Consider the following 26,226-nt stretch of genomic DNA (forward strand, 5'->3'; position numbering starts at 1 on the left):
CCACGCCTGCACCTTTGAAGGGGAACACCTATGGCTCGGAGCCCTGAAGATTCACTCAAGGCGACTCTGGGCAGGGTGGCCCCCGGCACGCCTCTCCGGGACGGCCTGGAGCGCATTCTCCGGGGCCGCACCGGCGCCCTGATCGTGCTGGGCACCGACCGTACCGTCGAATCCATTTGTTCGGGCGGTTTTGAGATCGGCATTGACTTCTCCCCCACGCGTTTGCGGGAGCTGGCCAAAATGGATGGCGCGATCATCTGCGACAAGGACGCCAGCAACATCCTCCGGGCAGCCGTCCAGCTGGTCCCCGATTCGAGCATCGAAACCCAGGAATCAGGTACGCGGCACCGGACGGCAGAGCGGGTGGCCATCCAGACCGGGGTGCCCGTCATCTCGGTCAGCCAGTCAATGCAGATCATCGCCCTCTACGTAAACGGGCTCCGGCACGTCCTGGAGGGCTCCGAGAAGGTCCTGGCCCGGGCCAACCAGGCCCTGGCCACCCTTGAGCGCTACCGCTCACGCCTGGACCAGGTCACGAGCTCGCTCTCGGCCCTGGAAATCGAGGCGATGGTGACCGTCCGCGATGTCGCCGTGACACTGCAGCGCCAGGAAATGGTGCGCCGGATCTCCGAGGAGATTTCGCAGTATGTCCTGGAACTGGGCGAAGACGGCCGCTTGCTCTCGCTGCAACTCGACGAACTCACGGTGGGCCGCGGACCGGGCAGCGACGTGATCATCCGGGACTATTCGGGACCGAATGCCTCGGCGGAGGACATCGAAGCGGCAGTCAAGGCGCTCGTGAACCTGGGCCCCACCGAGCTGATCGACCTGGCCCGGATCTCCGGGATCGTTGGCTTTGCCGGCGGCGAAGCCAACCTCGACGCCGTCGTGCAGCCCCGGGGATACCGGCTGCTCTCGGGTCTCAAAGCGGTGCCGAAGGCGGTCGCGGACCGGCTGGTGGATCACTTTGGCGGCCTGCAGTTCCTGATGGCGGCCACCATTGATGACCTCATGACGGTGGACGGCATCGGTGACCAGCGTGCCCGGACTGTCCGCGAAGGCCTGAGCCGGATGGCCGAGGCGAGCCTCCTCGACAGGTTCCTCTGACCGCCGGCTCCGGCACCTCCGAAACGGCGTGGCCGTGGCGCGTGGCAGGCGTCAGTTGAGCTGAAATACAGCCTTCGGGCTCAGCGCGTTACCCAGCCGGGCCGTGAAAACGTAGGTGCCGCCGGCGCCGGGCACGGCTTCAATGGCCACGCAGCCCGGAACGGAGCGGTTGCGCGGCCAGGGGAAGTTGGCGGTTTCCGTCTTCCCCGGTGCGATCGTTTTCAACAGGTCGGCACTTTCGGCCTGGCAGTCGCGGGAGGAAAAGATCCGGTCGGACCCGCTGATGATCAGAAATTCCATCTGCGACGTTCCCATGTTCACTTCGCACGGGACCTTGTTGCCGTTCGTGACGCTCAGGCTGAGCATCGGGTTCTCCCCGGCCGCGTAGATCGGCTGGTCCGTCGCTGCCGTGACGCTTACTCGGTTCGGGTCGCAGCCTCTGCCGGCTGTGGCGGCCGGCGTCGGCGCCGCAGATCCTGCCGTGTTCCCTTTCGCTTCCGGCGCACTCTCCCCGGCTGGGGCGCCGGCGTCAGCCTGCCCGCCGCCACCGAGGGCACCGGACACCGCGGCGAAGCCGCCGGCTGCCACCGCGAGGACCAGCAGCAGCAGGACTCCAACGAAGAGGCGCCGGCGGCGGTAGACGGCGGTTAGCGGCGGCCGTCCGGCTTTCCGCTGCGGCTGCCCGCTGCCGGAACCCGTCGGCCGTGAACCGCTTATTTCTGAATTGCCTTGCCTGCCCATTCTTCTAGGCTAGAGAACCTTGCCGCGCTTGCGGGCGTCCCACGCCGCAAGCCCGTCATGGCCGCCATCTATTAGGCTGGAGGAATCAAAGCTCCAGCCGACTCCGCCGCCGCCCCGGCCCCCGCTGCCCCTGCCGCACGCCCTCTCCGCCCCCACACCGGGCGGGCCGGATTGCCCGGCTCCGCCGATGCGGCGGATCGGGACCTTCCTGCTCTCCATAGCGCGCTGGCAGGCTGGTTCGCCTCCACTGCCCGCCCGCTGCCCTGGCGGGCCGCGGACCGCACGCCGTGGGGCGTGCTGGTCAGCGAGGTGATGCTGCAGCAGACCCCGGTGGTCCGGGTGCTGCCCGTCTGGCAGGAGTGGCTGGAGCGCTGGCCCGGGCCGTCGGATCTTGCCCGCGAGCCCGCCGGTGAAGCAGTCCGGGCCTGGGGACGTCTCGGGTACCCGCGCCGGGCGCTGCGGCTGCACGCTGCCGCTGTTGCCATCAGGGACAACCACGGCGGACAGGTACCGGGCGACTATGCGGCACTGCTGGCCCTTCCCGGCGTCGGCAGCTACACGGCAGCGGCCGTGGCGTCCTTCGCTTTCGGCCGGCGCGAAACCGTGGTGGACACGAACATCCGCCGGGTCCATGCCCGGCTGCTTTCCGGCACTGCGCTTCCCTCGCCTGCCCTTACCGCCGCCGAAATGCGTCTGGCCGCCCAAGTGCTCCCCGACGACGTCTCCTCGTCCGTGCGGTGGAACGCCTCCGTCATGGAACTCGGAGCTCTCGTCTGTACCGCCCGGTCACCCAAGTGCGGGCAATGCCCGGTCCGGGATTCCTGTGCCTGGCTTGCCGCCGGCGAGCCGCCGCCGACCCACACCCCGAAGGGGCAATCGTGGCACGGCACGGACCGGCAGGTCCGGGGCGCCGTGATGGCAGTCCTCCGCGCTGCCGACGAACCTGTGGAGCCGGAACTGTTCGGGCGCGCCCCCGCGGACCTCGGCTTCGAAGCGGCGGGGATCGGCATCCCGCTGGCGGCGCTGCACCGGCTCAATTGCGCCCCTGAGCAGCTTGAACGCGCACTCGCCGGACTGTTGGGAGACGGACTCGCGGAACTTCACCCAGGTGGCTTGCGGCTCCCTTCGTGAGCACCGGCCCTAGCCGCGCAACCCTTCCCGCCCTACGCTGGAGGATGCGCACCTTTGCGGCCTTCCGTCGGGCCACTGGCCTGACCTTCACGGGCCTGGCACTCATCGGGACGCTCTTCACCGGCTCGGCGCTGGTGGGCAGCTGCCGGGGTGAACAGGCTTGCACGGAAATCGCCCCGGCCCAGGTGGTGACACTGTCCGTCGCCGCCGGCTACGCCGGCCTGGTGCAGACCGTACATCTTAAAGCGTGCCAGGCTGACCGGTGCTCGGAAGCTGCCCTGGAACTCGTCCCCGGTCGGACGGCCGTCGACTTGGGCTGCGCACCGGGCTCCGTCGGCGACCGGCCGTGTTCGGCAACGTCTTCCCCGGACGGCACGTTGACGGGCATGCTGATGTTTGAGGGGATGAATGCCGACAGCATCCATGCGACGGCGAGCGGGACGGACACGAGCGGCCATCCGCTGCCGTTGCGGACCATCACGTTCACGCCACGCGTGACGTACCCCTTTGGCGAACAATGTGCACGGTTTATTACCGCGAACCTCGTGCTCGACGCTGGCGGCCTCCGGCAGGCTTAGGAGTCCCGCCAGGGGAAACGGAAGGGCACGCCCAATGAACGCAGAGAATATCGGCCACTGGATCCGGGTGGGATTGTGGACCTTGCCGGTCTACGGGCTGGTAACGGCGTGGTCCACCATCAGGCCCAGGCCCGACCCGCAGCAGGATACGGATGCCTGGGCGCTCTTTGTCAGTTCGGACTCCTACCAGCTCAGCCATCTGGTCGGCAGCACGGCAGGCACCATCCTGGCAATCTTTGGCGTCTTCGCCCTCGGCTGCGCTCTTGCGAACAGCCGTTCAGGACGCCTGGCTTTGGCCGCCATGGTGATGACCGTCGCCGGGACCGCACTGCTGCTGGTACCGGCCGTCGTTTCCACCTTCACCGCGCCCGCCATCGGCCAGGCATATCTGGACGGCAGTGACGGAGCCCTGTATCTGGAGTACCCGGCCGCCTTGTCGTGGGCCTTCCTGCTGGGGCTGCTGCTGGCCGCCCCAGGCCATGTACTCCTCGGTCTGGCGGTCTGGAAGTCCCGGGTACTCCCCCGCTGGTCCGGGTTCTTTTGGGGTGCCGGCGCCGTGCTCATTTATGTCCTGGGGGTCATCCTGTGGGTTGCCCCGGAAGTGATGCTCGGCGTTGTGCCGGGGCAGGCCGGAACGGGCGGCGGGCGGGTCCTCGAGACTGCAGGGGCCCTGCTCACGGCCGTGGCCGGCGGCTGGATAGCGTGGAGCCACACGAGACACAACCGGCCGCAAGCGGGCTTGGTATCGGCGGGATCTCCAGGTCCGGAATGACCCCGGATGAGCCCCGGAACCGGCGTTGGGCGAGGGCGGGCGCGCTGCCCTACGGTTCCCCGAAGCCGTCTTTGACCAAACCAGCCAGATATTCGACGGCACGGGCCGCGTCCGGGCCGCTGGCTTCCACGCGCAGCAGCGTTCCCTTTCCGGCCGCGAGCATCATCAGCTCCGTCATCGAGGCGCCGTCGGCGCCGTTAATGGTCACCTCGGCCTCCAAGGCCGACAGGCCACCGGCGATTTTTGCGGCCGGCCGGGCGTGCATGCCGGCCTCGTTGACGAGTTCGAACTCCCCCGATGCCTCAGGCGGCTGCCGGTGCTCATGGGCGGGCGCGGGCGGCGGCGGGCGATAGACGGACTCGGCGGCTGCCTTCACGGCCTGCGCGTCGGCGCCGGTCTGCGCAGCCACCGCGGCAGCGACGAGTCCTTCAACCAGGGGCGCATCGGCGACCAGAACCGACCCGGGGTCGGGCAGGAATTCCAAGGCAGCCTCGGCGGTCATTACCGCCGAACCCAGGTCCGTCAGGATGACGGCTCCGTGGCCCGCGGCCTCTTCCAGCGCCGCCATGACCTTCTCCAGGCTGGTTCCGATCCGGCCGTCGTCGGTTCCGCCGGCGGCCAGGATCACGACGTCGGGCGCCATTTGGGCCGCCAGTTCGGCGGCGCCGTCGGCGATCTTGTCGCTGTGGGACACCACGACGAGCCGGACGGTCATTCGACGGCTCCAGCAGCGGCCCGCAGGATCAGGGCGCTGGAGACGGCTCCGGGGTCGCGGTGGCCGATGCTGCGTTCCCCGAGGTAACTGGCACGCCCCTTGCGGGCGAGCATCGGGTCGGTGGACACGGCGCCGGCCTCGGCTGCTTCGGCCGCGGCAAGGAGCACCGCCCGGACATCGCCGTCTTCGGCGGCGCCTGCGGCCGCATCGACGGCCGGGGTCCAGGCATCCACCATGGTCTTGTCCCCGGACTCGGCCTTACCGCGGGCGACGATCCCGTCACGGGCGGCCAGCAAAGCGGCGGCAAGGGCGGCGGCGTCGACGTCGACGGTGTCCCCCAACGCTGTGCCGGCGCGCAGGAACGCAGTCCCGTACAGCGGTCCTGCCGCGCCGCCGACCTTGGACATGAGCGTCATCGCGGTCAGCTTCATGGCCGCCCCGGCAGATTCCGGCGGTGACTCGGCGAGCTTGACCATCACGGCTTTGAACCCGCGGTCCATGTTTTCGCCGTGATCGGAATCCCCGATTGGCCGGTCCAGTTCAATCAGTTCCATCCGGTGCTCCGCCATGGCCTGGGCGGAGAGCGTCAGCCACCGGATGGCCCAGTTGACATCCAGCCCCACGGTCAGACACCCCAGCGCAGGGCAACGGTGTGGACGGGGGCATCCCAGAGTTCCGTCATTTCGTCGTCAAGCCGCAGGATGGTGATGGAGCAGCCCTGCATTTCGAGGGATGTGATGTAGTCGCCCACGAGCGACCTCGCCACGGTGACGCCCTGCTCCGCCAGCCTCTGCGCGGCCCGCCGGTAGATAATGTACAGCTCGCTGAGCGGGGTCCCGCCCATACCGTTGACGAACAGGAGCACTTTGTCCCCCGAGGCGAGGCCGAGGTCGCTGACCACCGGGTCCAGGAGCCGGTCGGTGATTCCGTCCGCGGTCTCCATCGGGATTTTGTGCCGGCCGGGCTCACCGTGGATGCCGATCCCGATCTCGATCTCGTTGTCCTCGAGTTCAAAGCTGGGGACTCCCGCGTGCGGTACGGTGCAGGCGGAGAGCGCCACACCCATGCTGCGGACGTTTTGGTTGACCCGGTCCCCGATGGCGGCCACCGCGTCGAGGGCGTCGCCGCGCTCCGCCGCGGCCCCGGCAATTTTCTCGACCAGGACGGTGCCGCCTACCCCGCGGCGTCCGGCCGTGTACAGCGAGTCCTGCACCGCGACGTCGTCGTTGACCAGAACCGTCCGGACTTCGATGCCTTCGGCTTGCGCGAGTTCGGCGGCAGTCTCGAAGTTGAGCACATCACCGGTGTAGTTCTTGACGATGTGCACCACGCCGGCGCCGGAGTTGACCGCGAGGGTTGCCGGCAGGATCTGGTCCGGTGTGGGTGAAGTGAACACCGGACCCGGCACGGCCGCGTCCAGCATGCCCATCCCGACGTAGCCGCCGTGAAGGGGCTCGTGCCCGCTGCCGCCACCCGACACCAGACCCACCTTCCCCGCGACGGGTGCGTCCTTCCGGACGATGTACTTGGGGTCCGGAAAGACGGTCACCAGGTCGGCATGGGCGAGCCCGAACCCTTCCACTGACTCGTCCACAACGGCGCGGGGATCATTGATAAGTTTCTTCATGGCGGTGCTCCCTGGATGGTGTCCTGGCTGCTTGCTTAGACCCTACTACCGGGTCACTGCCTGCGGTAGCCTCCCGGACCCTACACTGGGCGGTTCGGCCAGGCGTTGCCGCCCAGCCACGAAAACGGCGGCTGCCGGAGGATGTTGCCGGCGCCGGTCTGGCCGCTGTTTGTCCCCTGCGTGGTGGTATCAGCTGTTGCGGGCATCGTCCCGCGCCGTTGCGGGTCACCCGCTGCGGGCCCGTTAATGACGGCCGTCCAATGGGCAGAAGAATCGAAAAAATCGGTGGTGGTGCGCAATTTTGGCCTCCGGACGTCCTGTGGCCCTCCCCTGGGCACGCACTAGTTTATCCATCGACTTTATTATATGGGAAGACTCTGGCCCGGCGATTTTAAAGTTCTTTGATCATCCTGGTGTTGCCGAGCGTGTTGGGTTTGACCCGTGCGAGGTCGAGGAATTCCGCGACCCCCTCGTCGTGCGAGCGCAGCAGCTCCGAGTACACCATGGGGTCCACAGCGCTCTGGTCCGCCATGACGTCAAAGCCGTGCTTCCTGAAGAAATCCACCTCGAAGGTCAGGCAGAACACGCGTGATACCCCCAGGGATTTGGCGTCCGCCAGCAGTTGCTCCACCAGCCGGTGCCCGACTCCCCGGCCGCGCCAGGCGCCGGAGGCGGCCAGGGTGCGCACCTCGGCGAGATCCTCCCACATAACGTGCAGTGCGCCGCAGCCAATCACGTTGCCGTCAGCGGATTCAGCGATCCGGAATTCCTGCAGGCTCTCGTAGTACGCGACCGTTTCCTTGGCCATCAGGATTCTCTGGTCGGCCAGCGGCGCCACGAGCGCCTTAATGGCGGCTACATCACGGGTGCGGGCGGGGCGGATGCGGATCGGCTCAGTCACAGCCCAATCCTACGGCGCCGCCGCTCCGGCGCTCCGGCGCCGGGTCACAGCCCCAGTTCAGGCGGCACCGGCAGATCCTGGTCCAGCAGGTGACGGGCGAGGAAATGTTCCACCACGCCGTACCAGACCCTGGCATGCCGGGGCTGGAGGATCCAGTGGTTCTCATCCGGGAAATACAGGAAGCGGTGCACGGTATTGCCGTCGTCGTCGGCCGCCAGCTGCGAGCCGGCCAGCAACTCATACCAAAGCCGCAGTCCTTCGCCGATCGGCACGCGGTAGTCCTTGTCGCCATGGATGACCAGCATGGGGGTATTGATCTTCTCCACATGCAGGTGTGGCGAGTTCTCCAGCGCCATCTCCGCGGTCATTTCCTTCAGCCAGTAGTGCGCTGTGTCGGTGGTGGGGCCGAACTGGTCCAACGCCCACAGGCTGGCGTGGGTGACGATCGCGTCGAACCGGTCCGTGTGCCCGGCCACCCAGTTGGCCATGTAGCCGCCGAACGAGCCGCCCATCGCGGCCGTGCGTGTCCCGTCGATGTCCGGCCGGGCCACGACGGAGTCGGTGACCGTCATCAGGTCGGTGAACGGAGCCTGCCCCCAGGAGCCCCAGCCACGCTGAATGTGGTGCTGGCCGTAACCAGTGGAGAGCGCAGGATCCGGCAGCAGCACGGCGTAGCCGCGGGCCACGAGCAGCCACGGGTTCCAGCGCCAGGTCCAGGCATTCCAGGAACCCAGCGGACCGCCATGGATCCACAGCAGCAGCGGGGCCGGGTTCCCGGCGGCTGCGCCCTCCGGGAGGGCCAGATAGGCGGGCACGCGTGTCCCGTCGGAGGCCGTTGCCTCCACGCGTTCCAGCGAGCCGCTCCACGCGGGGCGTTCGGCGGGCGCCGGAAGCCGCAGGACATGACCACTGGCAAGGTCAATCCGCACTGGTTCGGCGGGGAACTCGTAGGAGCTGCGCAGGGCGTAGGCGCTGCGCCCGTCCGGGGAGACCAGGACGTTGGTGTAGGCGGCGGCGTCGGCCGTCAGCCGGGTCACCGCGCCGGTGGCGCCGGCCACGTCGATCCGGAAGACCGGCGCGGCGCCGTCTTCGTCGGCCGTCACCAGCACGGCCGATCCGTCCGGCAGCCAGGCGGCGGGTCGGGGCCAGCGGTCCCAGTCGTGGGCGAGCGGCACGAGGGCTCCCTTCCCTGCCGCCTGCACGGCCGTGTCCCGCACGCCGACGTCAAGCAGGTGCAGTCTGACCTGCGGGGCCGCGTCCGGCGTGGTGTCGCTCTCGCTGAGCACGACGAGGGTCCGGTTGTCCGGGCTGACCGGGCCAGGGAAGTAGCTCATCCCCTCACTGTCCAGCAGGACGGTGCGGGTGCCGGTGGCGACGTCGATGGCGACCAGCACGGAGCGGGAGTCGGCCTTCGCGAGCGGCCTCTCGAAGCTGCTGTAGACCGTTTTCCCGTCCGGACTGACGACGGCCTCCGCGTCGCGGAGGCCGCCCCCGGCGTCGGGGGTCAGGTTGCGCAGATTCAGCGGGACCGCGGCATCGACGGTCGCCGGCCTGCCGGGGTCCTTGTCCTCGCCCGGCTCGACGGCGAACAGCCGCGGCTGGGACGGTCCCAGATCGGCGTCCCAATACCGCACCGGGTAGCCGGTGTGCAGAATGGCATTGATCTTGTTGTCCTTGCGGGCCTTGCGGCGCTCCTCGTCGTCGTCCTCGCCGGTGGAACCCGGCAGCACTGTGGCGGTGAGCAGCAACGTGTCCGAATCCCGGGCCGCCATGACGGAGCTGATGCCGCCGGCGCGTGAGAGCGCCACGCGGGCCTCGCCGCCACCGGCGGGGAGCATCCACAGCGCATTGACCGCGTCGGCGTCGGGGCTCTCCGGGTCGGGCCGCGTGGACATGAAGTAGAGGTCGCCATTGACAGCGAAGACTGCACCGGTCTCGCCTTTGGCGCTGCGGGTGATCCGGCGGGCCTGATTCCGGCCCTCCGGATCCAGCTCCCAGAGGGCAGTGACGTACTCGGTGCCTTTCGGATTGAGGGTGGCCACGGTGGTGACCAGCCGGCCGCCGTCGGGACTGAGCGCCAGACCGCTGGTTCTGGGGATCGCGAGGTAGTGGTCCAGGTTATGGAAGGGGGTCTCGGGTGATGCGCTCAGGATCGCTGAGTCTTCGGCAGCCATGCACCGATTCAACACCCCCTGTGGCGCGGACCACACTTAGTTCACTAAGAGTGAAACACTGCTTTCAGACTGCTGCAGGGCGTGTCGTCCAGACCGGCCGGAAGGCGGCCGGGGCGCGGCGGGTGGACGGCCGGTGGGAACGCAAAGGCCCCGCCCGTTCCTTTCGGAGCGGGCGGGGCCTGCGGGTCGATGCCTAGACGCTCGGGGCGATCTCCGGGATAACCGGCTTCGCGTTGCCGTCGAAGGTGAACTTCGCGTCGTCGCCTTCGCCGTCCACATCCACCACGACAATGTCACCGGCGTGCAGCTCGCCGAAGAGGATCTTCTCGGAGAGCTGGTCCTCGATCTCGCGCTGGATGGTCCGGCGCAGCGGCCGTGCCCCCATGGCCGGATCGTAACCGCGGGTTGCCAGCAGGATCTTGGCCGCCGGGGTGAGCTCGATGCCCATGTCCTTGTCCTTGAGCCGCTTTTCCAGCCGGCCGACGAACATGTCGACGATCTCGATGATCTCGTCCTGGGTCAGCTGCGGGAACACCACAACGTCGTCAACACGGTTCAGGAACTCGGGGCGGAAGTGCTGCTTGAGCTCCTCCGTGACCCGGGCGCGCATCCGGTTGTAGCCGGTCTGAGTGTCCGTGCCGGACTGGAAGCCGGTGGCCACGCTCTTGGAAATATCGCGGGTGCCAAGGTTGGTGGTCATGATGATCACCGTGTTCTTGAAGTCCACCACACGTCCCTGGGAGTCGGTCAGCCGGCCGTCTTCCAGGATTTGCAGCAGCGAGTTGAAGAGATCGGCGTGCGCCTTCTCCACTTCGTCGAACAGCACCACGGAGAACGGACGACGGCGGACCTTTTCGGTCAGCTGGCCGCCTTCCTCGTAGCCCACATAGCCCGGAGGTGCACCGAAGAGGCGCGACACCGTGTGCTTCTCGGAGTACTCGGACATATCCAGGGTGATCAGGGCATCCTCTTCGCCGAAGAGGAATTCCGCGAGGGCCTTGGCCAGCTCGGTCTTGCCGACGCCGGTGGGGCCGGCGAAGATGAACGAACCGCCCGGACGCTTCGGGTCCTTCAGGCCTGCACGGGTGCGGCGGATGGCCTGGGACAGCGACCTGATGGCCTCGTCCTGGCCGACGACGCGTTTGTGCAGTTCGTCTTCCATCTTCAGCAGCCGCGAGGACTCTTCCTCGGTGAGCTTGAAGACCGGGATGCCGGTGGAGTTCGCCAGCACTTCGGCGATCAGGTCCTCGTCAACCTCGGAAATGTCGTCCATGCCGCCGGTCTTCCACTGGCGTTCCTTTTCGGCACGTTCGGCAATGAGCTTCTGCTCCTTGTCCCGCAGTGAGGCGGCGCCTTCGAAATCCTGCGCGTCAATCGCGGATTCCTTCTCCAGTTTCATGGCCGCGATCTTCTCGTCCATGAGCTTGAGCTCCGGCGGAGCGGTCATCCGGCGGATGCGCAGCCGGGCGCCGGCTTCGTCGATGAGGTCGATGGCCTTGTCCGGCAGGAAACGGTCCGAGATGTAGCGTTCGGACAGGCTGGCCGCCGAGGCGAGGGCGCCGTCGGTGATGGTCACCCGGTGGTGTGCCTCGTACCGGTCGCGGAGGCCTTTGAGGATCCCGATTGTATGCTCGACGGAGGGCTCTTTGACCTGGATCGGCTGGAAGCGGCGCTCCAGCGCGGCGTCCTTTTCGATGTGCTTGCGGTACTCATCCAAGGTAGTGGCACCGATGGTCTGGAGCTCGCCGCGGGCCAGCATGGGCTTCAGGATCGACGCCGCGTCAATGGCGCCTTCGGCGGCACCGGCGCCCACCAGGGTGTGGATCTCATCAATGAAGAGGATGATGTCGCCCCGGGTGCGGATCTCCTTGAGGACCTTCTTCAGGCGCTCTTCGAAGTCACCGCGGTAGCGGGAGCCGGCCACGAGGGACCCGAGGTCAAGGGTGTACAGCTGCTTGTCCTTGATGGTCTCAGGGACGTCGCCGCGGACAATTGCTTGGGCCAGGCCCTCGACGACGGCGGTCTTGCCGACGCCGGGCTCGCCGATCAGAACCGGGTTGTTTTTAGTCCGGCGGGAAAGGACCTGCATAACGCGTTCCATTTCGGATTCGCGCCCGATTACCGGGTCCAGCTTGTTCTCGCGTGCAGCCTGGGTCAGGTTGCGGCCGAACTGGTCCAGGACAACGGAACCGGCAGGGGTGCCTTCAGCCTGCCCGGGGCCGACGCCGGCGCCGGTGGTTTCCTTGCCCTGGTAGCCGGAGAGCAGCTGGATGACCTGCTGGCGGACCCGGTTCAGGTCGGCGCCGAGCTTGACGAGCACCTGGGCGGCAACGCCTTCACCCTCCCGGATGAGGCCGAGCAGGATGTGCTCAGTACCGATGTAGTTGTGCCCCAACTGCAGGGCCTCGCGCAGCGAGAGCTCCAGCACCTTCTTGGCGCGCGGCGTGAACGGGATGTGACCGGACGGGGCCTGCTGGCCCTGGCCGATAATCTCCTGTACCTGCTCGCGCACGCCGTCGAGCGAAATGCTCAACGACTCAAGGGCCTTGGCGGCAACACCTTCGCCCTCATGGATCAGACCCAAGAGGATGTGTTCGGTACCAATGTAATTGTGGTTCAGCATGCGTGCCTCTTCTTGGGCAAGCACAACGACGCGACGGGCACGGTCCGTAAATCGCTCAAACATTTCGCCACACTCCTAGCTACGACTACTTTGATGCTACGTGCCCGGGTTCATGATTTGGGCCGTGTTCGCCACAGGGGAAACCCGAGGGACTTGCGCGCCTCTCCGATGGCTGCCCTGCCCCGCCGGGTCGCTTCCCGGCACGGCGGCGCCGGCCCTGCCCTGCAGCGGTGGGGGCGGCCTGCCAATTAGGCGGCACAGGCCACCAATTGGGCGGTAGACGCCGTCCAATTGGGCGTCACGGCCCATCAATTGGGCGGCAGCGGCCCGGTCATAGGGAAAGCCCCCGCCATTTGGCGGAGGCTTTCCCTATTTGATGTACTTATTGACGGTACGGCGTCCAGTTAGGAATTTGCCTTTTGGTACGCTTCCTGAATTTCAGCCTGGATGCGTCCACGGCTGTTTACCGCATATCCGTTGTCGCGGGCCCATTGACGGATCTGCGCGGAGTCCTGGTTCCTTCCGGACGAGACCTTCGTTCGCGTCGGGCGCCCGCTGGAGGTTTTACGCCCATGCGAAACGAATCGTTCGACGGCGGAACGGAGTTCCGATGCATTACCCGATGACAAGTCAATTTCGTAACTGACGCCGTCCAGGCCAAACCGGACAGTTTCGTCCGCGGATCCCCCATCCAGATCATCCACAAGGATGATTTTCACCTTCTGTGCCATTTCAAGGACTCTCTTTCCAAAAGGGCGAGCATTTAGAAAAGCAGGATGTATCTGTAGAAAGTATCCTCCGGATTACGCCATATAGTCAAAGCGTATACAGCGTGTGGGCACACACGGCCAAACCAACTAAATGCCCTGCTGGAGAATCCCGGGGCCGGAATAGGGGTATTAGTTCTTGCCCGGGAATTGATCGCCCGTTGATTCGGGGTCCGGCGCGGCGGTCCCGTGGTCCGCTTCGGCCTGGGCGCGTGCCTCGGCCTGCCGCTCGGATTTATCGGCATTGAATATCGATTTCATGGCAAACCAGAAAATCAGGCCTACGACGACGGATGGCAGCAGGACTGCTACGTATTCCACGGTCAGTGTCCTTCGGGCTTCAGCAGCGGGAAGAGGATGGTTTCGCGAATGCCGGCGCCGGTAAAAAGCATCACCAGCCGGTCGATGCCCAGGCCGATTCCGCCCATGGGCGGAGCACCGTATTCCAGGGCGCGCAGGAAATCTTCGTCAAGCTGCATGGCCTCGACGTCGCCGGCCGCCGAGCGCCGGGACTGCTCGGTGAGGCGTTCGCGCTGGATCACCGGGTCGATGAGTTCGGAAAACGCCGTGCCGCGCTCCATACCGCCGATGATGAGGTCCCAGGCCTCGATCAGCCGGTCATCCTTGCGGTGCTGGCGGGCCAGCGGCTGGGCGGACGGCGGGTAATCGTAGACAAACGTGGGGTTCTGCAGGGTCGGTTCGACGAGCTCGCCGAAGAGTTCGACCACGAGCTTCTCGGCGTCCCACGCGGCGTCGACCTTGACCTCGTGCCTGGCGGCGAGCGCGAGCAGTTCGGCGGCCGGGGTGTCCGGGGTGATGTCCTGGCCCACGGTGGCGGAAAGTCCCGGGTATACCGACATCCAGGCCCAGTCGCCGTCGAGGTTGATTTCCCCGGCTTCCGTCTGCAGAACACGGCCGACGCCGGCAGCGTCCGCGGCATCCAGAATGATTTCCTTGATCCGCTCCGCCATCACGAACTGATCGGCCCAGGGCCTCGTAGCTCTCCAGGGTAGTGAATTCGGGGCTGTGCGTGGAATCAACGCCCTCGTTACGGAACACCCGGCCCATGTCGTAGACGCGGTCGATCCCGCCAACCACCGTGCGCTTGAGATACAACTCGGTGGCGATGCGCAGGGTCATCTTCTGGTCGAACGCGTTCATGTGCGTTTCGAAAGGCCGGGCCGTGGCTCCGCCGTGGATGAGCTGCAGCATCGGAGTCTCCACCTCGACGTAGCCCTGGCGGTGCAGGGTCTCGCGGATGGAGCGGGTGATCGCGGCGCGGGTGTAAACCATCTCGCGCGCCTCGTCGCGGACCATAAGGTCCACGTAGCGCTGGCGGACCCGGGTCTCCTCGTTGAGGTCGGCGTGCAGCACCGGCAGCGGGCGCAGCGCTTTGGACGCCATCGTCCAGGTTTCGGCCATCACGGAGAGTTCGCCGCGGCGTGAGGAAATGACTTCACCCCTGATGAAGACGTGGTCGCCCAGGTCCACGAGGGCCTTCCAGTCCGCCAGCTGCTCTTCGCCGATGTTGGCCAGGCTCAGCATCGCCTGGAGCCGGGTGGCCTTCCCCTCGGAGCCGCCTTCCTGGAGGGTGACGAAGCACAGCTTGCCGGTGTTTCGGATAAACACGATGCGGCCGGTGACTCCGACGACGTGGCCGGTGGTCTCGTCGGGCTGCAGGTGGGCGTATTTTTCGCGGATCTCGCTGAGGCTGTGCGTACGCTCGACACCCACCGGATACGCTTCCCCGCCGCGCTCAATCAGTTTGGCGCGCTTGTCCATGCGGACGCGCATCTGCTCGCTGGCGTCGGCAGGCTCGGCGGCGGTGTTCGGGGCAGGGGTGTTTTGGGAAGTCACAATCCCCAAGTTTACCGGGAGTTCCGCCGGCGCGGGTCCGCCCCGGCCGGGGCCCGGCCGGGGCCCGGCCGGGCCCGGCCGGGCCCGGCAAGAATAGACTCAGGGCTGTGGAGACGTGGACGATCAGCACAGACGACGGCGACGGGCAGCTCGAGCTGCACACGTTCCGGCCCGCAGGACCCGCCGCCGGCGCCGCCGCCGCGCAGAACGACGGTTCCGGCGTCGTTGTGCTGCACGGGACGCTGGTGACCGACGCGCTCTCTTGGCCCTTCGCCCGTAAACTCAGCCGGCTGACCGGCCAGCCGGTGCACTCCTATAACAGGCGCGGACGTGCCGGGTCGTCGCCCCAGCCCGACGACTACTCCGCCGCCACGGAAACCGCGGACCTTGCCGCCGTCCTGCGCGTCCGACGTCGTGGCCCACAGCTACGGTGGATTCGTGGCCCTGCAGGCGGCCAGGGCGGTGCCGATCCGCCGCATGGTCACCTACGACGCCGCCGTCAGCCTCGCCGGGAACCTCTCGGTCCGCTGGCGCCCCGAGCTGGAAGCTTCCATGGCAGCCGGCGCGCTCGATGACGCCTGGGCCCATCTGGTCCAGGGCCTGGAGACCGCCGGGCCGGTGTCCCGGCTGCCGCTCGGCGCCCTGCGACTGCTCAGTGTCCTCTCCGTTAGGACCAGCCTGGGCGCCGAAATGCGCGGGCTTTTGCCGACGGCGGTTGCCGAGATGCGTGCCGTCCTGGCCGCCGACGCCGCCGTCGACGATTTCCTGGCGGTGGCCGCTCCCACGCTGATGCTCAGCGGCGGTTGGAGTCCGTCGTACTTTGCCGAAACCGGCAGGATGCTCTCGGCCGGGGTGCCCGCCATTGAATCCGCCCGCGTCCCGGGACAGCTGCACGCCGGGCCCATCCGGTCCGGTAACCGGCTTGCCGTCATCACTGCCAGGTTCCTGCTCGGCGGGAAGTCCGCCCCTGGCCCGGTGCGCCGCGGCGGGCACCGGTTCGTGCTGCGCCGCTGATCCGCGCCGGGCGCCGCTGACCCCTTAGAATCAATGGGCGCCCCATCGAAAGGACCCCCTTGGCCAAGCTCTATTTCCGCTACGGCGCGATGAACTCCGGCAAGTCGACGGGCCTGCTGCAGGCAGCCTTCAACTACGAGGAACGGGGCCAGCGGGTCCTCCTCGCCAAGCCCGGCGTGGATACCAAGGGCGACTCCGGCATCGTGTCCCGCCTCGGGATGACCCGTTCGGTGGATTTCCTGATCCCGGCCGGCAGTTCCGCCCGCAGCATCTTCGCGGCGCACGCGGCCGGCGACGACCCCGATGCCCTGCTGCAGCACGTCGACACGCCCCCAGTGGCCTGCCTGATGGTGGACGAGGCGCAGTTCCTGGAACCCGCGCAGGTGGACGATCTGTTTCGGATTGCGGTGCTCGACAACGTGCCCGTGCTGGCCTACGGCATCCGCACGGACTTCCGCACCCGCGCGTTCCCCGGCTCGCTCCGGCTGCTGGAGATCGCCCACACGCTCGAGGAGCTCAAAACCATTTGCCGGTGCGGCCGCAAAGCCATCTTCAACACCCGCAGAGTGGGCGAGGCAGTGGTGTTCGACGGCGACCAGGTGGCTATCGACGGCCAGGACGTCTGGTACGAGTCCCTGTGCGGCTCCTGCTATCTCGAGGTTTCAGGCGGGCGGCTGGGCAGCTGAATGCCCGGACCGTAAGGGTCCGTACGCTGGTCCGTACGCTGGTCCGTACGCTGTCCCCCTCCATACTGCCGGCCCTGCTGAACGTGCCGCCGGCGAGCCGCCGCGCGGGCCGCCGCGCGTGCAGCAGTGAAAGCTACTGCGCGGTTCGGGCTGCCTCGGCTAGGCTCGGACCATGACCCGCGAGAACATCAGAACCCCCGACGGCGGAACGATTGAGCTTTTCAGCACGGGTGCCGAGCTGGCCGCGGCGGGCTCGGGCATCGTTGTTGTGCCGGCCTCCATGGTGACGGCCGCCGACTACACCCGTTTCGCGCAAAAACTCAGCGCCTCCCTCGGACGCCCCGTCCACACCTTTAACCGGCGGGGCCGTGGCGCGTCCGCTCCGCAGCCGGAGGATTACACCCTGGACGTGGACATCCGCGATCTCGATGCGGTCATGAAGCACACCTCCAGCACGGACATCTTCGGTCACAGTTTCGGCGGCGCGGTTGCCCTGCACGCGGCGCGCACCCTGCCGGTGGAACGCCTGGCGGTTTACGACCCGGCCGTGTCCGTGAACCACAGCGTGACGGCGGACTGGACCGTGGAATATGAAAAGGCGACGGCGGCCGGCGACGACGACCGCGCCCTGGCCGTGCTGATCAAGGGCCTGGAGACCAGCAGCGCCCTGTCCCGGATGCCGCTGTCGATGCTGACCCTGGCAAACAAGCTCTCCGCTGCCACCCCGCTGGGCAAGCAGATGCGCGACCTGATGAAAACCGGCGTCCGCGAGATCAAGGCCATCATCGCCGCCGATATGCCGGCCGAGCCGTTCCTGGAGCTGCCGCTGGAGACGCTGATCATCGTGGGCGAGAAGAGCCCGGCCTATTTCGGTGTCGCCTGCGCCCAGATCCACGACGTGCTCTCCGGCTCCAGCTACACGATCCTGCCCGGTATGGGGCACGACGGTGTCAACAAGGCGCCGGACAAGCTGATCACCGAACTGAGCGAGTTCTTTGCCAGCTGAACCCGCCCGCCCCCAGGCAACGCGGGGCTAGTGTGCCGCCCCGGCTGTCTTGCGCATCATGGCGGACAGCACGACGGCGGCGAGGGCTATGACGGCCGCGGTCAGGAACGCCGCATGCATCCCGGCGACGGCGCCCGCGGCCGCGGCGACGACGGCATAGATGGAGACCAGGAGCGCCGTCCCCGCAGCGCCGGCGACCTGTTGCAGCGTACTCAGGATGGCCGAGCCGTGCGAGTACAGGTGCGGCGGCAGCGGGTTCAGGCCGGTCGTAAAGGCGGGTGTGAACACCAGCGCGAGGCCCAGGCTCAGGCCGACGTGCAGCGAAATGATCCAGCCGACCGGCGATCCGGCGTCCAGCGTGGAGAACTGCCACAGTGCGGCCACCATCAGCAAGGACCCTGTCACGGTCAGCGGCAACGGTCCGACCTTATCGAAAAGGCGCCCGATGAAGGGCCCCAGCAGTCCCATCGCGAGGCCGCCCGGAAGCAGGGCGAGGCCCGTCTCAAGTGCCCTAAGCCCACGGACTTCCTGCAGGTACAGCGGCAGCAGAATCACCGTGCCGAACAGTGCGATCATGGCCACCACCAGCAACAGCACGGACACCGTGAACATCCGGAAGTCGAAGGCGCGAAGGTCCAGCAGGGGTCCGTCGGTCTTCTGCAGCTTCAGCTGCCGCAGGACGAAACCCGCCAGGGCCACGACGCCGACCACAAGGGCCATCACCGCGGAGGCGCCCGGTCCGGACTGGCCGCCGCCACCGATCTGGCTCAGGCCGTACACCAGGCCGCCGAAAGCGGGAACCGTCAGCAGGACGGATAGCGCGTCTAGGCGGGTTTTGCCGGTCTCGCCGATGTTGGTCAGGTACCTGGCGCCGATGGCCAGCGCGGCGAGGGCGATCGGCAGGACGAAGACGAACATAAACCGCCAGGAGAAGTGCTCGAGAATCAGCCCGGACACCGTGGGGCCCATCGCCGGTGCCACCGAAATGGCAATACTGACGTTGCCCATTACGGCTCCGCGGCGCTCCAGCGGCACCAGTGTGAGGATCGTGGTCATCAGGAGCGGCAGCATGATCGCCGTGCCGCCGGCCTGGATGACCCGGGCGAGCAGCAGGACTTCAAAGCCCGGCGCCAGGGCGGCCAGCAGGGTGCCGCCCGAGAACAGCCCCATGGCCAGCATGAACACTGCGCGGGTGGTCAGTCGCTGCAGGATGAATCCGGTGGTCGGAATCACGACCGCCATGGTGAGCATAAAGCCTGTGGACAGCCACTGTACGGTGGGGGCGTCAACGCGAAGGTCCACCATCAAACGCTGCAGCGCCACATTCATGATCGTCTCGTTGAGGATCACAACGAACGTGGCCACGAGCAGCGTGGTGATGATGGTGACAGATTCGCGGGACATCTTCTGCGGCCGCGCCGCCAGATCGAGGCCCATCGCCGCCTCCCCGGCCGCTGCGTGCTCCGGGTTTCCGTGCGCGCTTGAAGAAACGTCTGTAGACATGGGGGGTACTTTCGGGAAAGTGGAAGTGTTGCCAATGGGCGTCGGCGCCGCTGCTGGTTCCAACAGCCTGGCCGCGCGAGTCATTCCCCGGCGTCGGCTTATACCAACGCGGGGTCAGGAACTCAGCGGGATGTTGTCGATCAGGCGCACCGGCCCCACCCGGGCCGCGATGATCGCCAGTGCCTCGCCGCGGAACGGTGTGTCCTGGCAGTTCTCAGCGAAGGGTTCCAGGGTCCGCGGATCCACGACGTCGAAATAGTCCAGTTCCACGAGCGGCTGGGACGCGACCAGGGCCTGTGCCGAGGCCAGGCCCAGCGGTTCGTGCGCGTTGGCGCGGGCCTCGATCAGCCGCAGGGCCCGGGACAGCACGAGGGCGGCCTCTGCCTCAGCGGCGGACAGGAAGCGGTTACGGCTGGACAGGGCCAGTCCGTCCGCGGAACGGACCGTGGGTACCGGCACGATCTCGACCGGGAAGTTCAGGTCCGTCACCATCCGCTGGACCAGGGTCAGTTGCTGTGCGTCTTTTTGGCCGAAATACGCCCGGTAAGCCGGTAGCGTCCCGGGTGCTGATCCCGGCATGCCATAGTGCAGCAGCTTTGCCACGACGGTCAGGGCCCCATCGAAGTGCCCGGGACGGGACTCTCCCTCCCACTTCTGCCCCAGTGTGCCCGCGGTGATGCGGACCAGGGGTTCCCCGTCGGGGTAGACCTCGTCCACCTCGGGGGCGAAGACCAGGTCCACGCCCTCCGCTTCCAGCAGCGCCATGTCCGCTTCCAGCGTCCGGGGGTATCGGTCCAGGTCCGCGGCTTCGCCGAACTGCAGCGGGTTGACGAAGATGCTTGCCACGACGACGTCGTTTTGTTCGACGGCGGTGCGCGCCAGCTGGGCATGTCCCTCGTGCAGGGCGCCCATGGTCGGCACGAGCCCCTGCGACGTGCCGTGCTTCCGGGCCAGCAGCCGGGAGCTGGCGGCCCGGAGTTCAGCGGCTGTGGTCACGAGTTGGATCGCCATGTCAGGGTCCTTCCGGGGAGGGCGGGCCATCGTGGGCCGGACCGTCGAGGGCTTCGCTGATGCCCTCGCGTTGTTCCGGTTTCAGCAGTCCGCGGCTTCCTGCCCGGCGGGCCGTCGCCCGGGCCATGGCCAGGTAGGCCTCCAGAATATCGCCTCCTGAACCGCCGTCGTATTCCCGGAGGGCCTCCGCGTGGGCTGCCACGGTGCCGGTATCGCCGCGGGCCACCGGTCCGGTGAGCGCCGCCTCGCCAGAGGCGAGGGCGTTTTCCAGGGTGGCGCGCAGGAGCGGTCCCAGCATGCGTTCGGGCGCTTCGACGCCGACTTCGCTCAGCAGCTGGGAGGCCTGCGCCACCAGGGTGACAAGGTGGTTCGAGCCGTGGGCCAGGGCCGCGTGATACAGCACGCGGTCGGCCTCGGCAATGGCTACCGGCTCGGCGCCCATCTCCACCACGAGGGCCTGCGCGATCGGCAACATGGCGGCGTCGGCCGTGACGCCGAAGGTGCAGTCCAGCAGCCGGGTCAGGTCCAGGCTCATCCCGGTGAAGGTCATCGCCGGGTGCAGCGCCAGCGGCACGGCACCAGCGGCACGGACCGGGTGCAGGATCCCGACTCCGAAACGGCCGGAGGTGTGCGCCACGAGTTGACCGGGCTGCCAGGCGCCGAGCCGGCCCAGGCCCTCCACGAGCGGACCGAGCGCATCATCCGGGACTGCGAGCAGCACCAGTTCCGCGCGTTCGACGATGTCCCGCACCTCCAGGATGGGTACGCCCGGCAGCAGGGTTTCGGCACGTTCGCGGCTGGAATCGGAGACGGCCGAGACCCCGATGACGGCGTGCTCCGCTCCCCGCAGCGCCGCTCCGAGCACGGCACCGACCTTGCCGGCGCCGATGATTCCAACGCCGAGGCGTCCTGGTTTAGCCATGGTTGGGGTCTTCCTGTGTGTTCCCGGACGGTTCCCGGGCTGCCTGTTGGATCTGGTCCAGCCAGTGTTCGCTGGTCTGCCGCTTCCGGGCCGCCCGGGCCCGGGCAGCCTGCGCGTCAAGCAGTGTGCGCCCCTCGTCCAGCCCGGCCTGGATCAGCCTGGGGGCGACGGGGCCTGCCGTGGTGTGCAGGACGAGGTCCGCGACGCGGAACCGGCGGGCCAGCGGGCCTTGTTCGAGCGCCATGGACTGGGTGCGCTGATGCGGTACCACTACGAGGTGCCGCCACCAGCGGCCCGATCTCAGCAACAGTGCTGTCCCGGTCGCGGTGTAGCCGTTGCGCCGCCAGCCCAGTGGAGCAAGCAGCCGGGCACGGCGTGGTGTGGTGATGAACCCGTCGCCGGTGTTGCGGTCCGGCCCCGATACCGGGTCGTCGCCGGTGTCCCGGACACTTGAGGCATCCGGGTCGCCTGGGGCACCCGCGAATCCGGTGAGGCCGGCCGTAAAAACGCGCACCGGGTCGGGGGTGCCTGGATCCGGCAGGACGAGGGAGAGCATGGTCAGCACTTCGGCAAAGGTTCCCACGGGCAGCAGCGTGGTCCTGGCGGAGGCATCGCCGCTGCCGCCGGCTGCGCCGTAGCCCGCCACGTTCACCTGCATCCGGTACCAGCCAAAAATCCGCCACAGCGGCGGTTGGCTGATCTGCAGGGCCTGGATCCTGCCCGGCGGCACGGTCTGGGCCTGGGTATCCAGCAGTCCGTAGCGGAGCCTGATGCCGTCGCGGGAGATGGCGGCGGTGAAGTTGTAGCCCTTGTTGAACGAGGACCAGTAGGCCGCCAGGAGCCCGATCCCGGCCGGGATCAGGAAAAAAGAGAAGTTGCGGTTCTCGGTGAGGGCCGACAGCACGACCGACAGGGCGCCGCCGGCGATCAGCACCACGCTCTGCTCGCTCAGCGCGAGGGCGCCGGCAAGGCGCGACGGCGGCACCCTCAGGACCGTCTGGACCGGCGCTTCCACGGCGTCCGGGGCGCCCGGGGCGGGGAGAACGCCGGCGGCGCGGGCAAGGATTGTCGCCCGGAGCTGCCGGGCCTCGCTCACCCGGAGGTACGCGAGGCGGACCGCTGACTCGCCGGCGTCGGCCACTTCGAACCTCAGCTCCGCAAGCCCGAAGACCCTGGCGAGCAGGGGTTGGACGATATCGATGGCTTGCACCCGGTCCAGCCGGGCCTGCCGCTGCTGTCGGAAGACCAGGCCGGAGTTCACCCGGACGTAGCCTTCTGCAACCTGGTACCGCGTGAAGTACCAGGTCAGGACATACCCCAGCACGGTCAGTAACAGGATGCCGCCGCCGAAGACCAGCAGCCAGGGCCCGCGGCCGGAGAGCTGCTCATCGACAAGCGGACCGCCCTGGAGCAACCGTTCGACGGTGTCGCGGCCAAAAAAGAACCCAATGGCGGCCAGCGCAAACCAGCCGCGGACGAAGGGTGAGGCGGGGTGCATCCGGAGCCAGCCGTCGTGGGGCTTCTCCACGGGAAGCTCTCCGGACGGCCCTTCCCCGGCATGTCCGGTACCGGCAGCCGTCACAGCCCGGCCAGACGCGATTCGCCGCGCGCCGAGAGCTGCTCGCGCAGACGCGCACCTTCTGCCGCGGGCAGGCCCGGAATTTCGGCGTTGGTCCCGGGGGACGCGGTATGCAATTTCAGCGTGCACAGGCCCAGGGTGCGTTCAACCGGACCGGCACCGATGTCCACATACTGCATGCGGCCGTAGGGGACCACGAGGGTGCGCTGGAAGAAGATGCCGCGGCGGATCAGGAGGTCCTCGTCCCGTTCGGCGTAACCGATGGAACGTACCTGACGCGGGATGAGTATGAGCCGCCAGAGGGCCAGGAGCAGCATGGCGCCCGGCAGTGCGGCGGCCAGCCATACCGGGGGCCACCGCCACCAGCCGGTCAGGACGAAAATCAGCGGCAGGCTCACGAGGGCCACGGCGAGGAGGTTTCCGAGTGCCCAGCCGGCCAGGCGCACCGTGATGTATTTCGGCGACACCCGCAGCCAGGTGAGGCCCGGGGGATCAATCGCCTCGGTAGGCATATTCACCTTCTGCTGATGGTTTGCCGTGTTTCCCCTGCAGGTGCGGCGGCGAATCGGGGTCGCCGACTTCGGGCGGGATCCGGCAAAAGCGTTCGACGACGAGACCCACAATCACCATGATGAGGCCGCCGCCGGCCATGGCCACCGCCTGCCAGGTGATGCCGTGGTCGCTTCGCAGGTTCCAGAGCCGCAACTGGTCCAGGAAGACCCCCGCATGCCAGCCGAGCAGCACGGTGCCGGTGTAGGCGCAGGCCTGGGCGAGGACCAGGGTCCAGGCGGCCAGGATGGGGTTGAGGATCTTCTTTTTTCTGCCGTTCCGCCAGCGCAGGACGCGGATGCCCAGGACCAGAGTGAGGGCCACGATCACCCCCATGGTCAGGAGTCCCGTGAGCGGCAGCACCGGCGTCGGGAGGCTGTAGCGTCCGGTTATCACGGCCGCGAACCAGCCGGTGAGGGCCACCGCGACGCTGATGGCCAGCAGGAGGAAGGGACTGGTCAGCTTCACGGCCGCTTCACCGCTCCGGTCGTGTCCTCGGCGTGCTGGAAACCGTCAAACGTTGACAGGCCCGGGAGGTCCGCGGCCCGGGCCGCAAGATCACCGACCCGTTCGCCGTTGAGCTCCGCCGCGGGGTCAATAAGGGACCATGGGTAAAGCACGAACGCGCGTTCCGCCGCCCGCGGGTGCGGCAACGTCAGCGTCGGATCCGTGCTCACGATGTCCCCGTAGGTGATGATATCCACGTCCAGGGTCCGCGGACCCCACCGGACGTCGCGGACCCGGTGGTGCTGTTGTTCGACCGTCTGGCAGTGCCGCAGCAACTCCAGTGGCGGCAGCGAGGTCTCCACCGCAATCACCATGTTGAGGAAGTCCGGCTGGCCGGTTGGGCCGCCCACCGCTTTCGACTGGACGATCGGCGAAATGGCCAGGAGCCGGACTTCCGGCGGGTCAACGAGTTCGGCGACGGCGGCGGAGAGGGTTTCGCTGCGTTCGCCCAGGTTGCTGCCGAGGGCCAGCACGGCCCGCGTATAACCGGAGCTCATGCCCGCACCCGGTGGACCGTGACGGAAACGTCGCCGAAGTCGACCTCGATCGGAGCCTTGGGCTTGTGCACGGTGATGTCCACGGCTGCCACGGCGAAGCTGCGCAGCACGTCTTCGGCGATCCGCACGGCCAGGGCCTCGATCAGGTTCACGGGCTCCCCGGTGATCCAGCCGCGGATGCGTTCGGCCACTTCGCCGTAATGTGCCGTGTCCAGCACATCGTCGGAGACGGCGGCCCGGCTGAAGTCAAGGTGCAGGACGGCGTCGACGACGAACGGCTGGCCGTCACGGCGCTCGAAGTCGAACACCCCGTGGTGGCCGACGGCAGTGACTCCGGTCAGCGTGATCTTGTCCATGGCTGCCGGTCAGTCGTTGACGGGAACGGCACCGGAGGCGACCGGGGACATCTGCGCGGCGACCTTGACCGCGTCCAGGCTGGGTACGACGTCGTGCACCCGCACCGCCCAGGCGCCGCGGGCGGCACTGATCGCGGTGACGGCGGCGGTCGCGGCGTCGCGTTCCCCGGGCGGGGCGGACTTGCCGGCCACCGTCAGGAGGGTGCCCAGGAAGCGTTTCCGGGACGCGCCGATCAGGATCCGGTGCCCCATTCCCGCCAGCGCGTCCAGGCCCTGCAGCAACTCCCAGTTCTGCGCGTCCGTTTTTGCGAAGCCAAGGCCCGGGTCAAGGATGATCTGCTCCGGGGCGACGCCCGCCGCGTAAAGTTTGCCCCGGACGCCGGCCAGTTCGGCGGCAACGTCTGCTGCCACGTCCCGGTATTCGGTCAGGGAGTCCATGGTGCCTGCGTCGCCGCGGCGGTGCATAAGGATGTAGGGCACCCTGGTGCGGGCCACGAGCTCCGCCATTTCCGGTTCCAGGCTCAGGCCGGAGACATCGTTAATGATTGCGGCGCCTGCAGCCAGCGCCGCTGCTGCGGTGGCCGCGTGGGTGGTGTCGATGCTGACGAGGGAGCCGGCTTTGACCAGTGCCTCGATGACCGGCAGAACCCGGCGCTGTTCCTCATCCGGGCCGACTTCTTCCGCGCCCGGGCGGGTGGACTCGCCGCCGACGTCGATGATGTCGGCACCGGCGTAGAACATCCGCAAACCGGCGGCAATCGCCGAGTCTGCCGTGGCGTGCTTGCCCCCGTCGCTGAAGGAGTCGGGGGTAACGTTCAGGATCCCCATCACGAGGGTCCGGTCGGTGGGCAGGTCATCGAACCGCGCCGCCGGGCGCGGCCTGCGCAGAATGGGCAGGGGTGAAGTTGCGGGGCCGGTGCCGGGCGCTGCTGCGAGGGAATCCATAGTCTGGTTGGTTACCTTCCGAGTATGAGGCTCATGGCTTCGGCGCGGGTGGCCGGATCATGAAGTTGCCCGCGGACCGCGCTGGTCACGGTTTTCGCGCCAGGTTTGCGGATGCCACGCATCGACATGCAGAGGTGTTCGCATTCGACGACGACGATCGCGCCGCGGGGGTTGAGGTGGGTAACGAGGGCTTCGACGATTTGGGTCGTCAGGCGCTCCTGGACCTGGGGGCGGCGGGCAAACATGTCCACCACCCGTGCCAGCTTGCTCAGTCCGGTGACTTTTCCCTCGTGCGAGGGAATGTAGCCTACGTGGGCCACTCCGTGGAACGGCACGAGGTGATGCTCGCACGTGGAATAGAACGGGATGTCCTTGACCAGCACGAGTTCCTCGTGATCGAGGTCAAAGGTGGTGGCCAGGATTTCCGCCGGATCGTGGTGCAGGCCGGCGAACATCTCCGAGTAGGCTTTGGCCACCCGTTTGGGGGTGTCCAGCAGGCCGCCGCGGTCCGGGTCCTCGCCGATGGCGAACAGGATTTCGCGCACCGCCGCCTCGATTCGCGGTCGGTCTACTTTGTGGCTCGGGTGCTGGGCTTCGCCGCCCGCCGCCAAGGCGGCGGCGGCGGGTTCGTCGTCATCGAAGTTAAAGGTCACAGAGG

Annotated in this window: 26 protein-coding genes and 1 pseudogene; 7 read left to right on the top strand and 20 right to left on the bottom strand. The window is 67.6% G+C overall.

Annotated features, from left to right (window positions below):
* Positions 1 to 30 precede the first annotated feature (30 nt).
* Positions 31 to 1,107, top strand: coding sequence for a DNA integrity scanning diadenylate cyclase DisA (gene disA / locus KY499_RS10975; protein WP_123253622.1), 1,077 nt, complete (start codon positions 31 to 33; stop codon positions 1,105 to 1,107).
* A gap of 51 nt (positions 1,108 to 1,158) precedes the next feature.
* Here disA and KY499_RS10980 read toward each other — a convergent pair whose 3' ends face one another.
* The gene (locus tag KY499_RS10980; RefSeq protein WP_123253621.1) at positions 1,159 to 1,848 is read right to left on the bottom strand and encodes a hypothetical protein; all 690 of its coding nucleotides are present in this window, start codon (positions 1,846 to 1,848) and stop codon (positions 1,159 to 1,161) included.
* 294 nt (positions 1,849 to 2,142) lie between these two features.
* On the opposite strand from KY499_RS10980, the gene KY499_RS10985 reads away from it, so the two are divergent.
* The 3 genes from KY499_RS10985 to KY499_RS10995 are packed head-to-tail and all read left to right on the top strand — an operon-like array spanning position 2,143 to position 4,329.
* Positions 2,143 to 2,979 carry an A/G-specific adenine glycosylase gene (locus KY499_RS10985; RefSeq protein WP_308813105.1) on the top strand — a complete coding sequence of 279 codons (837 nt, stop codon included), beginning with the start codon at positions 2,143 to 2,145 and terminating at the stop codon, positions 2,977 to 2,979.
* Between the two features lie 44 nt (positions 2,980 to 3,023).
* On the top strand, positions 3,024 to 3,557 hold the full coding sequence (locus tag KY499_RS10990; protein WP_258190722.1) for a hypothetical protein: 534 nt from the start codon (positions 3,024 to 3,026) through the stop codon (positions 3,555 to 3,557).
* A gap of 34 nt (positions 3,558 to 3,591) precedes the next feature.
* A complete protein-coding gene (locus KY499_RS10995; protein WP_123253619.1) occupies positions 3,592 to 4,329 on the top strand; it encodes a DUF4386 family protein in 738 nt (245 codons plus the stop codon).
* Positions 4,330 to 4,378: 49 nt separating this feature from the next.
* Here the strand turns inward: KY499_RS10995 and dhaM are convergent, their stop codons facing one another.
* The 9 genes and pseudogenes from dhaM to lysS form a co-directional block, all read right to left on the bottom strand.
* Positions 4,379 to 5,044 carry a dihydroxyacetone kinase phosphoryl donor subunit DhaM gene (dhaM, locus tag KY499_RS11000; protein ID WP_219885397.1) on the bottom strand — a complete coding sequence of 222 codons (666 nt, stop codon included), beginning with the start codon at positions 5,042 to 5,044 and terminating at the stop codon, positions 4,379 to 4,381.
* Positions 5,041 to 5,667, bottom strand: a complete 627-nt coding sequence (gene dhaL, locus KY499_RS11005; RefSeq protein ID WP_123253617.1) for a dihydroxyacetone kinase subunit DhaL — start codon at positions 5,665 to 5,667, stop codon at positions 5,041 to 5,043. The genes dhaM and dhaL overlap by 4 nt, the downstream gene beginning before the upstream one ends.
* A 2-nt stretch (positions 5,668 to 5,669) precedes the next feature.
* Positions 5,670 to 6,671 carry a dihydroxyacetone kinase subunit DhaK gene (dhaK, locus tag KY499_RS11010; protein WP_123253616.1) on the bottom strand — a complete coding sequence of 334 codons (1,002 nt, stop codon included), beginning with the start codon at positions 6,669 to 6,671 and terminating at the stop codon, positions 5,670 to 5,672.
* Between the two features lie 391 nt (positions 6,672 to 7,062).
* On the bottom strand, positions 7,063 to 7,572 hold the full coding sequence (locus tag KY499_RS11015; RefSeq protein WP_123253615.1) for an amino-acid N-acetyltransferase: 510 nt from the start codon (positions 7,570 to 7,572) through the stop codon (positions 7,063 to 7,065).
* A gap of 44 nt (positions 7,573 to 7,616) precedes the next feature.
* Positions 7,617 to 9,746: a prolyl oligopeptidase family serine peptidase gene (locus KY499_RS11020; protein ID WP_219885398.1), complete on the bottom strand. Its 2,130-nt coding sequence runs from the start codon at positions 9,744 to 9,746 to the stop codon at positions 7,617 to 7,619.
* Between the two features lie 193 nt (positions 9,747 to 9,939).
* Complete coding sequence (locus KY499_RS11025) at positions 9,940 to 12,432, bottom strand: ATP-dependent Clp protease ATP-binding subunit (protein WP_123253613.1); 2,493 nt, start codon at positions 12,430 to 12,432, stop codon at positions 9,940 to 9,942.
* 341 nt (positions 12,433 to 12,773) lie between these two features.
* Positions 12,774 to 13,100 carry an Lsr2 family protein gene (locus KY499_RS11030; RefSeq protein WP_123253612.1) on the bottom strand — a complete coding sequence of 109 codons (327 nt, stop codon included), beginning with the start codon at positions 13,098 to 13,100 and terminating at the stop codon, positions 12,774 to 12,776.
* 168 nt (positions 13,101 to 13,268) lie between these two features.
* Entirely contained in the window at positions 13,269 to 13,457 is a 189-nt protein-coding gene (locus tag KY499_RS11035; RefSeq protein WP_123253611.1) for a hypothetical protein, read from the bottom strand.
* 2 nt (positions 13,458 to 13,459) lie between these two features.
* A pseudogene (gene lysS, locus KY499_RS11040) lies at positions 13,460 to 14,993 on the bottom strand (lysine--tRNA ligase).
* 387 nt (positions 14,994 to 15,380) lie between these two features.
* Between lysS and KY499_RS11045 the strand changes: the two are divergent.
* The 3 genes from KY499_RS11045 to KY499_RS11055 all read left to right on the top strand — a co-directional run bounded on the left by KY499_RS11045 (position 15,381) and on the right by KY499_RS11055 (position 17,699).
* Positions 15,381 to 16,007: an alpha/beta hydrolase gene (locus tag KY499_RS11045; protein ID WP_258190723.1), complete on the top strand. Its 627-nt coding sequence runs from the start codon at positions 15,381 to 15,383 to the stop codon at positions 16,005 to 16,007.
* Positions 16,008 to 16,066: 59 nt separating this feature from the next.
* Positions 16,067 to 16,693: a thymidine kinase gene (locus KY499_RS11050; protein ID WP_123253610.1), complete on the top strand. Its 627-nt coding sequence runs from the start codon at positions 16,067 to 16,069 to the stop codon at positions 16,691 to 16,693.
* Positions 16,694 to 16,865: 172 nt separating this feature from the next.
* Positions 16,866 to 17,699: an alpha/beta fold hydrolase gene (locus tag KY499_RS11055; protein WP_123253609.1), complete on the top strand. Its 834-nt coding sequence runs from the start codon at positions 16,866 to 16,868 to the stop codon at positions 17,697 to 17,699.
* Positions 17,700 to 17,726: 27 nt separating this feature from the next.
* Here the strand turns inward: KY499_RS11055 and KY499_RS11060 are convergent, their stop codons facing one another.
* The 10 genes from KY499_RS11060 to folE form a co-directional block, all read right to left on the bottom strand.
* Entirely contained in the window at positions 17,727 to 19,202 is a 1,476-nt protein-coding gene (locus KY499_RS11060) for an MDR family MFS transporter (protein WP_219885399.1), read from the bottom strand.
* Positions 19,203 to 19,316: 114 nt separating this feature from the next.
* Positions 19,317 to 20,213, bottom strand: coding sequence for a pantoate--beta-alanine ligase (gene panC / locus KY499_RS11065; RefSeq protein ID WP_219885400.1), 897 nt, complete (start codon positions 20,211 to 20,213; stop codon positions 19,317 to 19,319).
* Between the two features lies 1 nt (position 20,214).
* Positions 20,215 to 21,135, bottom strand: a complete 921-nt coding sequence (locus KY499_RS11070; RefSeq protein ID WP_219885401.1) for a Rossmann-like and DUF2520 domain-containing protein — start codon at positions 21,133 to 21,135, stop codon at positions 20,215 to 20,217.
* Positions 21,128 to 22,633 carry a PH domain-containing protein gene (locus KY499_RS11075; protein WP_123253626.1) on the bottom strand — a complete coding sequence of 502 codons (1,506 nt, stop codon included), beginning with the start codon at positions 22,631 to 22,633 and terminating at the stop codon, positions 21,128 to 21,130. Before KY499_RS11075 ends, KY499_RS11070 begins: the two co-directional genes overlap by 8 nt.
* An 80-nt stretch (positions 22,634 to 22,713) precedes the next feature.
* Complete coding sequence (locus KY499_RS11080) at positions 22,714 to 23,226, bottom strand: PH domain-containing protein (RefSeq protein WP_123253605.1); 513 nt, start codon at positions 23,224 to 23,226, stop codon at positions 22,714 to 22,716.
* The gene (locus tag KY499_RS11085; protein WP_219885402.1) at positions 23,207 to 23,731 is read right to left on the bottom strand and encodes a DUF3180 domain-containing protein; all 525 of its coding nucleotides are present in this window, start codon (positions 23,729 to 23,731) and stop codon (positions 23,207 to 23,209) included. The genes KY499_RS11080 and KY499_RS11085 overlap by 20 nt, the downstream gene beginning before the upstream one ends.
* Positions 23,728 to 24,267, bottom strand: a complete 540-nt coding sequence (gene folK, locus KY499_RS11090; protein ID WP_219885403.1) for a 2-amino-4-hydroxy-6-hydroxymethyldihydropteridine diphosphokinase — start codon at positions 24,265 to 24,267, stop codon at positions 23,728 to 23,730. Before folK ends, KY499_RS11085 begins: the two co-directional genes overlap by 4 nt.
* A complete protein-coding gene (gene folB, locus KY499_RS11095; RefSeq protein ID WP_123253602.1) occupies positions 24,264 to 24,623 on the bottom strand; it encodes a dihydroneopterin aldolase in 360 nt (119 codons plus the stop codon). The genes folK and folB overlap by 4 nt, the downstream gene beginning before the upstream one ends.
* Before the next feature lie 9 nt (positions 24,624 to 24,632).
* A complete protein-coding gene (gene folP, locus KY499_RS11100; protein WP_219885404.1) occupies positions 24,633 to 25,568 on the bottom strand; it encodes a dihydropteroate synthase in 936 nt (311 codons plus the stop codon).
* Positions 25,569 to 25,579: 11 nt separating this feature from the next.
* Entirely contained in the window at positions 25,580 to 26,221 is a 642-nt protein-coding gene (gene folE, locus KY499_RS11105; protein WP_123253600.1) for a GTP cyclohydrolase I FolE, read from the bottom strand.
* Positions 26,222 to 26,226 lie beyond the last annotated feature (5 nt).

Origin of the sequence: Arthrobacter sp. PAMC25284 (assembly GCF_019443425.1) — a bacterium.
GTDB lineage: Bacteria > Actinomycetota > Actinomycetes > Actinomycetales > Micrococcaceae > Arthrobacter > Arthrobacter oryzae_A.

Excerpts from the sequence above, each read along its gene's own strand:
- KY499_RS10980 (WP_123253621.1), bottom strand. The coding sequence starts at position 1,848 with ATGGGCAGGCAAGGCAATTCAGAAATAAGCGGTTCACGGCCGACGGGT.
- KY499_RS11025 (WP_123253613.1), bottom strand. The coding sequence starts at position 12,432 with ATGTTTGAGCGATTTACGGACCGTGCCCGTCGCGTCGTTGTGCTTGCC.
- folK (WP_219885403.1), bottom strand. The coding sequence starts at position 24,267 with ATGAGCTCCGGTTATACGCGGGCCGTGCTGGCCCTCGGCAGCAACCTG.
- KY499_RS11055 (WP_123253609.1), top strand. The coding sequence starts at position 16,866 with ATGACCCGCGAGAACATCAGAACCCCCGACGGCGGAACGATTGAGCTT.
- KY499_RS11060 (WP_219885399.1), bottom strand. The coding sequence starts at position 19,202 with ATGTCTACAGACGTTTCTTCAAGCGCGCACGGAAACCCGGAGCACGCA.
- folB (WP_123253602.1), bottom strand. The coding sequence starts at position 24,623 with ATGGACAAGATCACGCTGACCGGAGTCACTGCCGTCGGCCACCACGGG.
- KY499_RS11070 (WP_219885401.1), bottom strand. The coding sequence starts at position 21,135 with ATGGCTAAACCAGGACGCCTCGGCGTTGGAATCATCGGCGCCGGCAAG.
- dhaK (WP_123253616.1), bottom strand. The coding sequence starts at position 6,671 with ATGAAGAAACTTATCAATGATCCCCGCGCCGTTGTGGACGAGTCAGTG.
- dhaM (WP_219885397.1), bottom strand. The coding sequence starts at position 5,044 with ATGACCGTCCGGCTCGTCGTGGTGTCCCACAGCGACAAGATCGCCGAC.
- KY499_RS11075 (WP_123253626.1), bottom strand. The coding sequence starts at position 22,633 with ATGCACCCCGCCTCACCCTTCGTCCGCGGCTGGTTTGCGCTGGCCGCC.
- panC (WP_219885400.1), bottom strand. The coding sequence starts at position 20,213 with ATGGCGATCCAACTCGTGACCACAGCCGCTGAACTCCGGGCCGCCAGC.
- KY499_RS10995 (WP_123253619.1), top strand. The coding sequence starts at position 3,592 with ATGAACGCAGAGAATATCGGCCACTGGATCCGGGTGGGATTGTGGACC.
- KY499_RS11030 (WP_123253612.1), bottom strand. The coding sequence starts at position 13,100 with ATGGCACAGAAGGTGAAAATCATCCTTGTGGATGATCTGGATGGGGGA.
- KY499_RS10990 (WP_258190722.1), top strand. The coding sequence starts at position 3,024 with ATGCGCACCTTTGCGGCCTTCCGTCGGGCCACTGGCCTGACCTTCACG.
- folP (WP_219885404.1), bottom strand. The coding sequence starts at position 25,568 with ATGGATTCCCTCGCAGCAGCGCCCGGCACCGGCCCCGCAACTTCACCC.
- disA (WP_123253622.1), top strand. The coding sequence starts at position 31 with ATGGCTCGGAGCCCTGAAGATTCACTCAAGGCGACTCTGGGCAGGGTG.
- KY499_RS11020 (WP_219885398.1), bottom strand. The coding sequence starts at position 9,746 with ATGGCTGCCGAAGACTCAGCGATCCTGAGCGCATCACCCGAGACCCCC.
- KY499_RS11080 (WP_123253605.1), bottom strand. The coding sequence starts at position 23,226 with ATGCCTACCGAGGCGATTGATCCCCCGGGCCTCACCTGGCTGCGGGTG.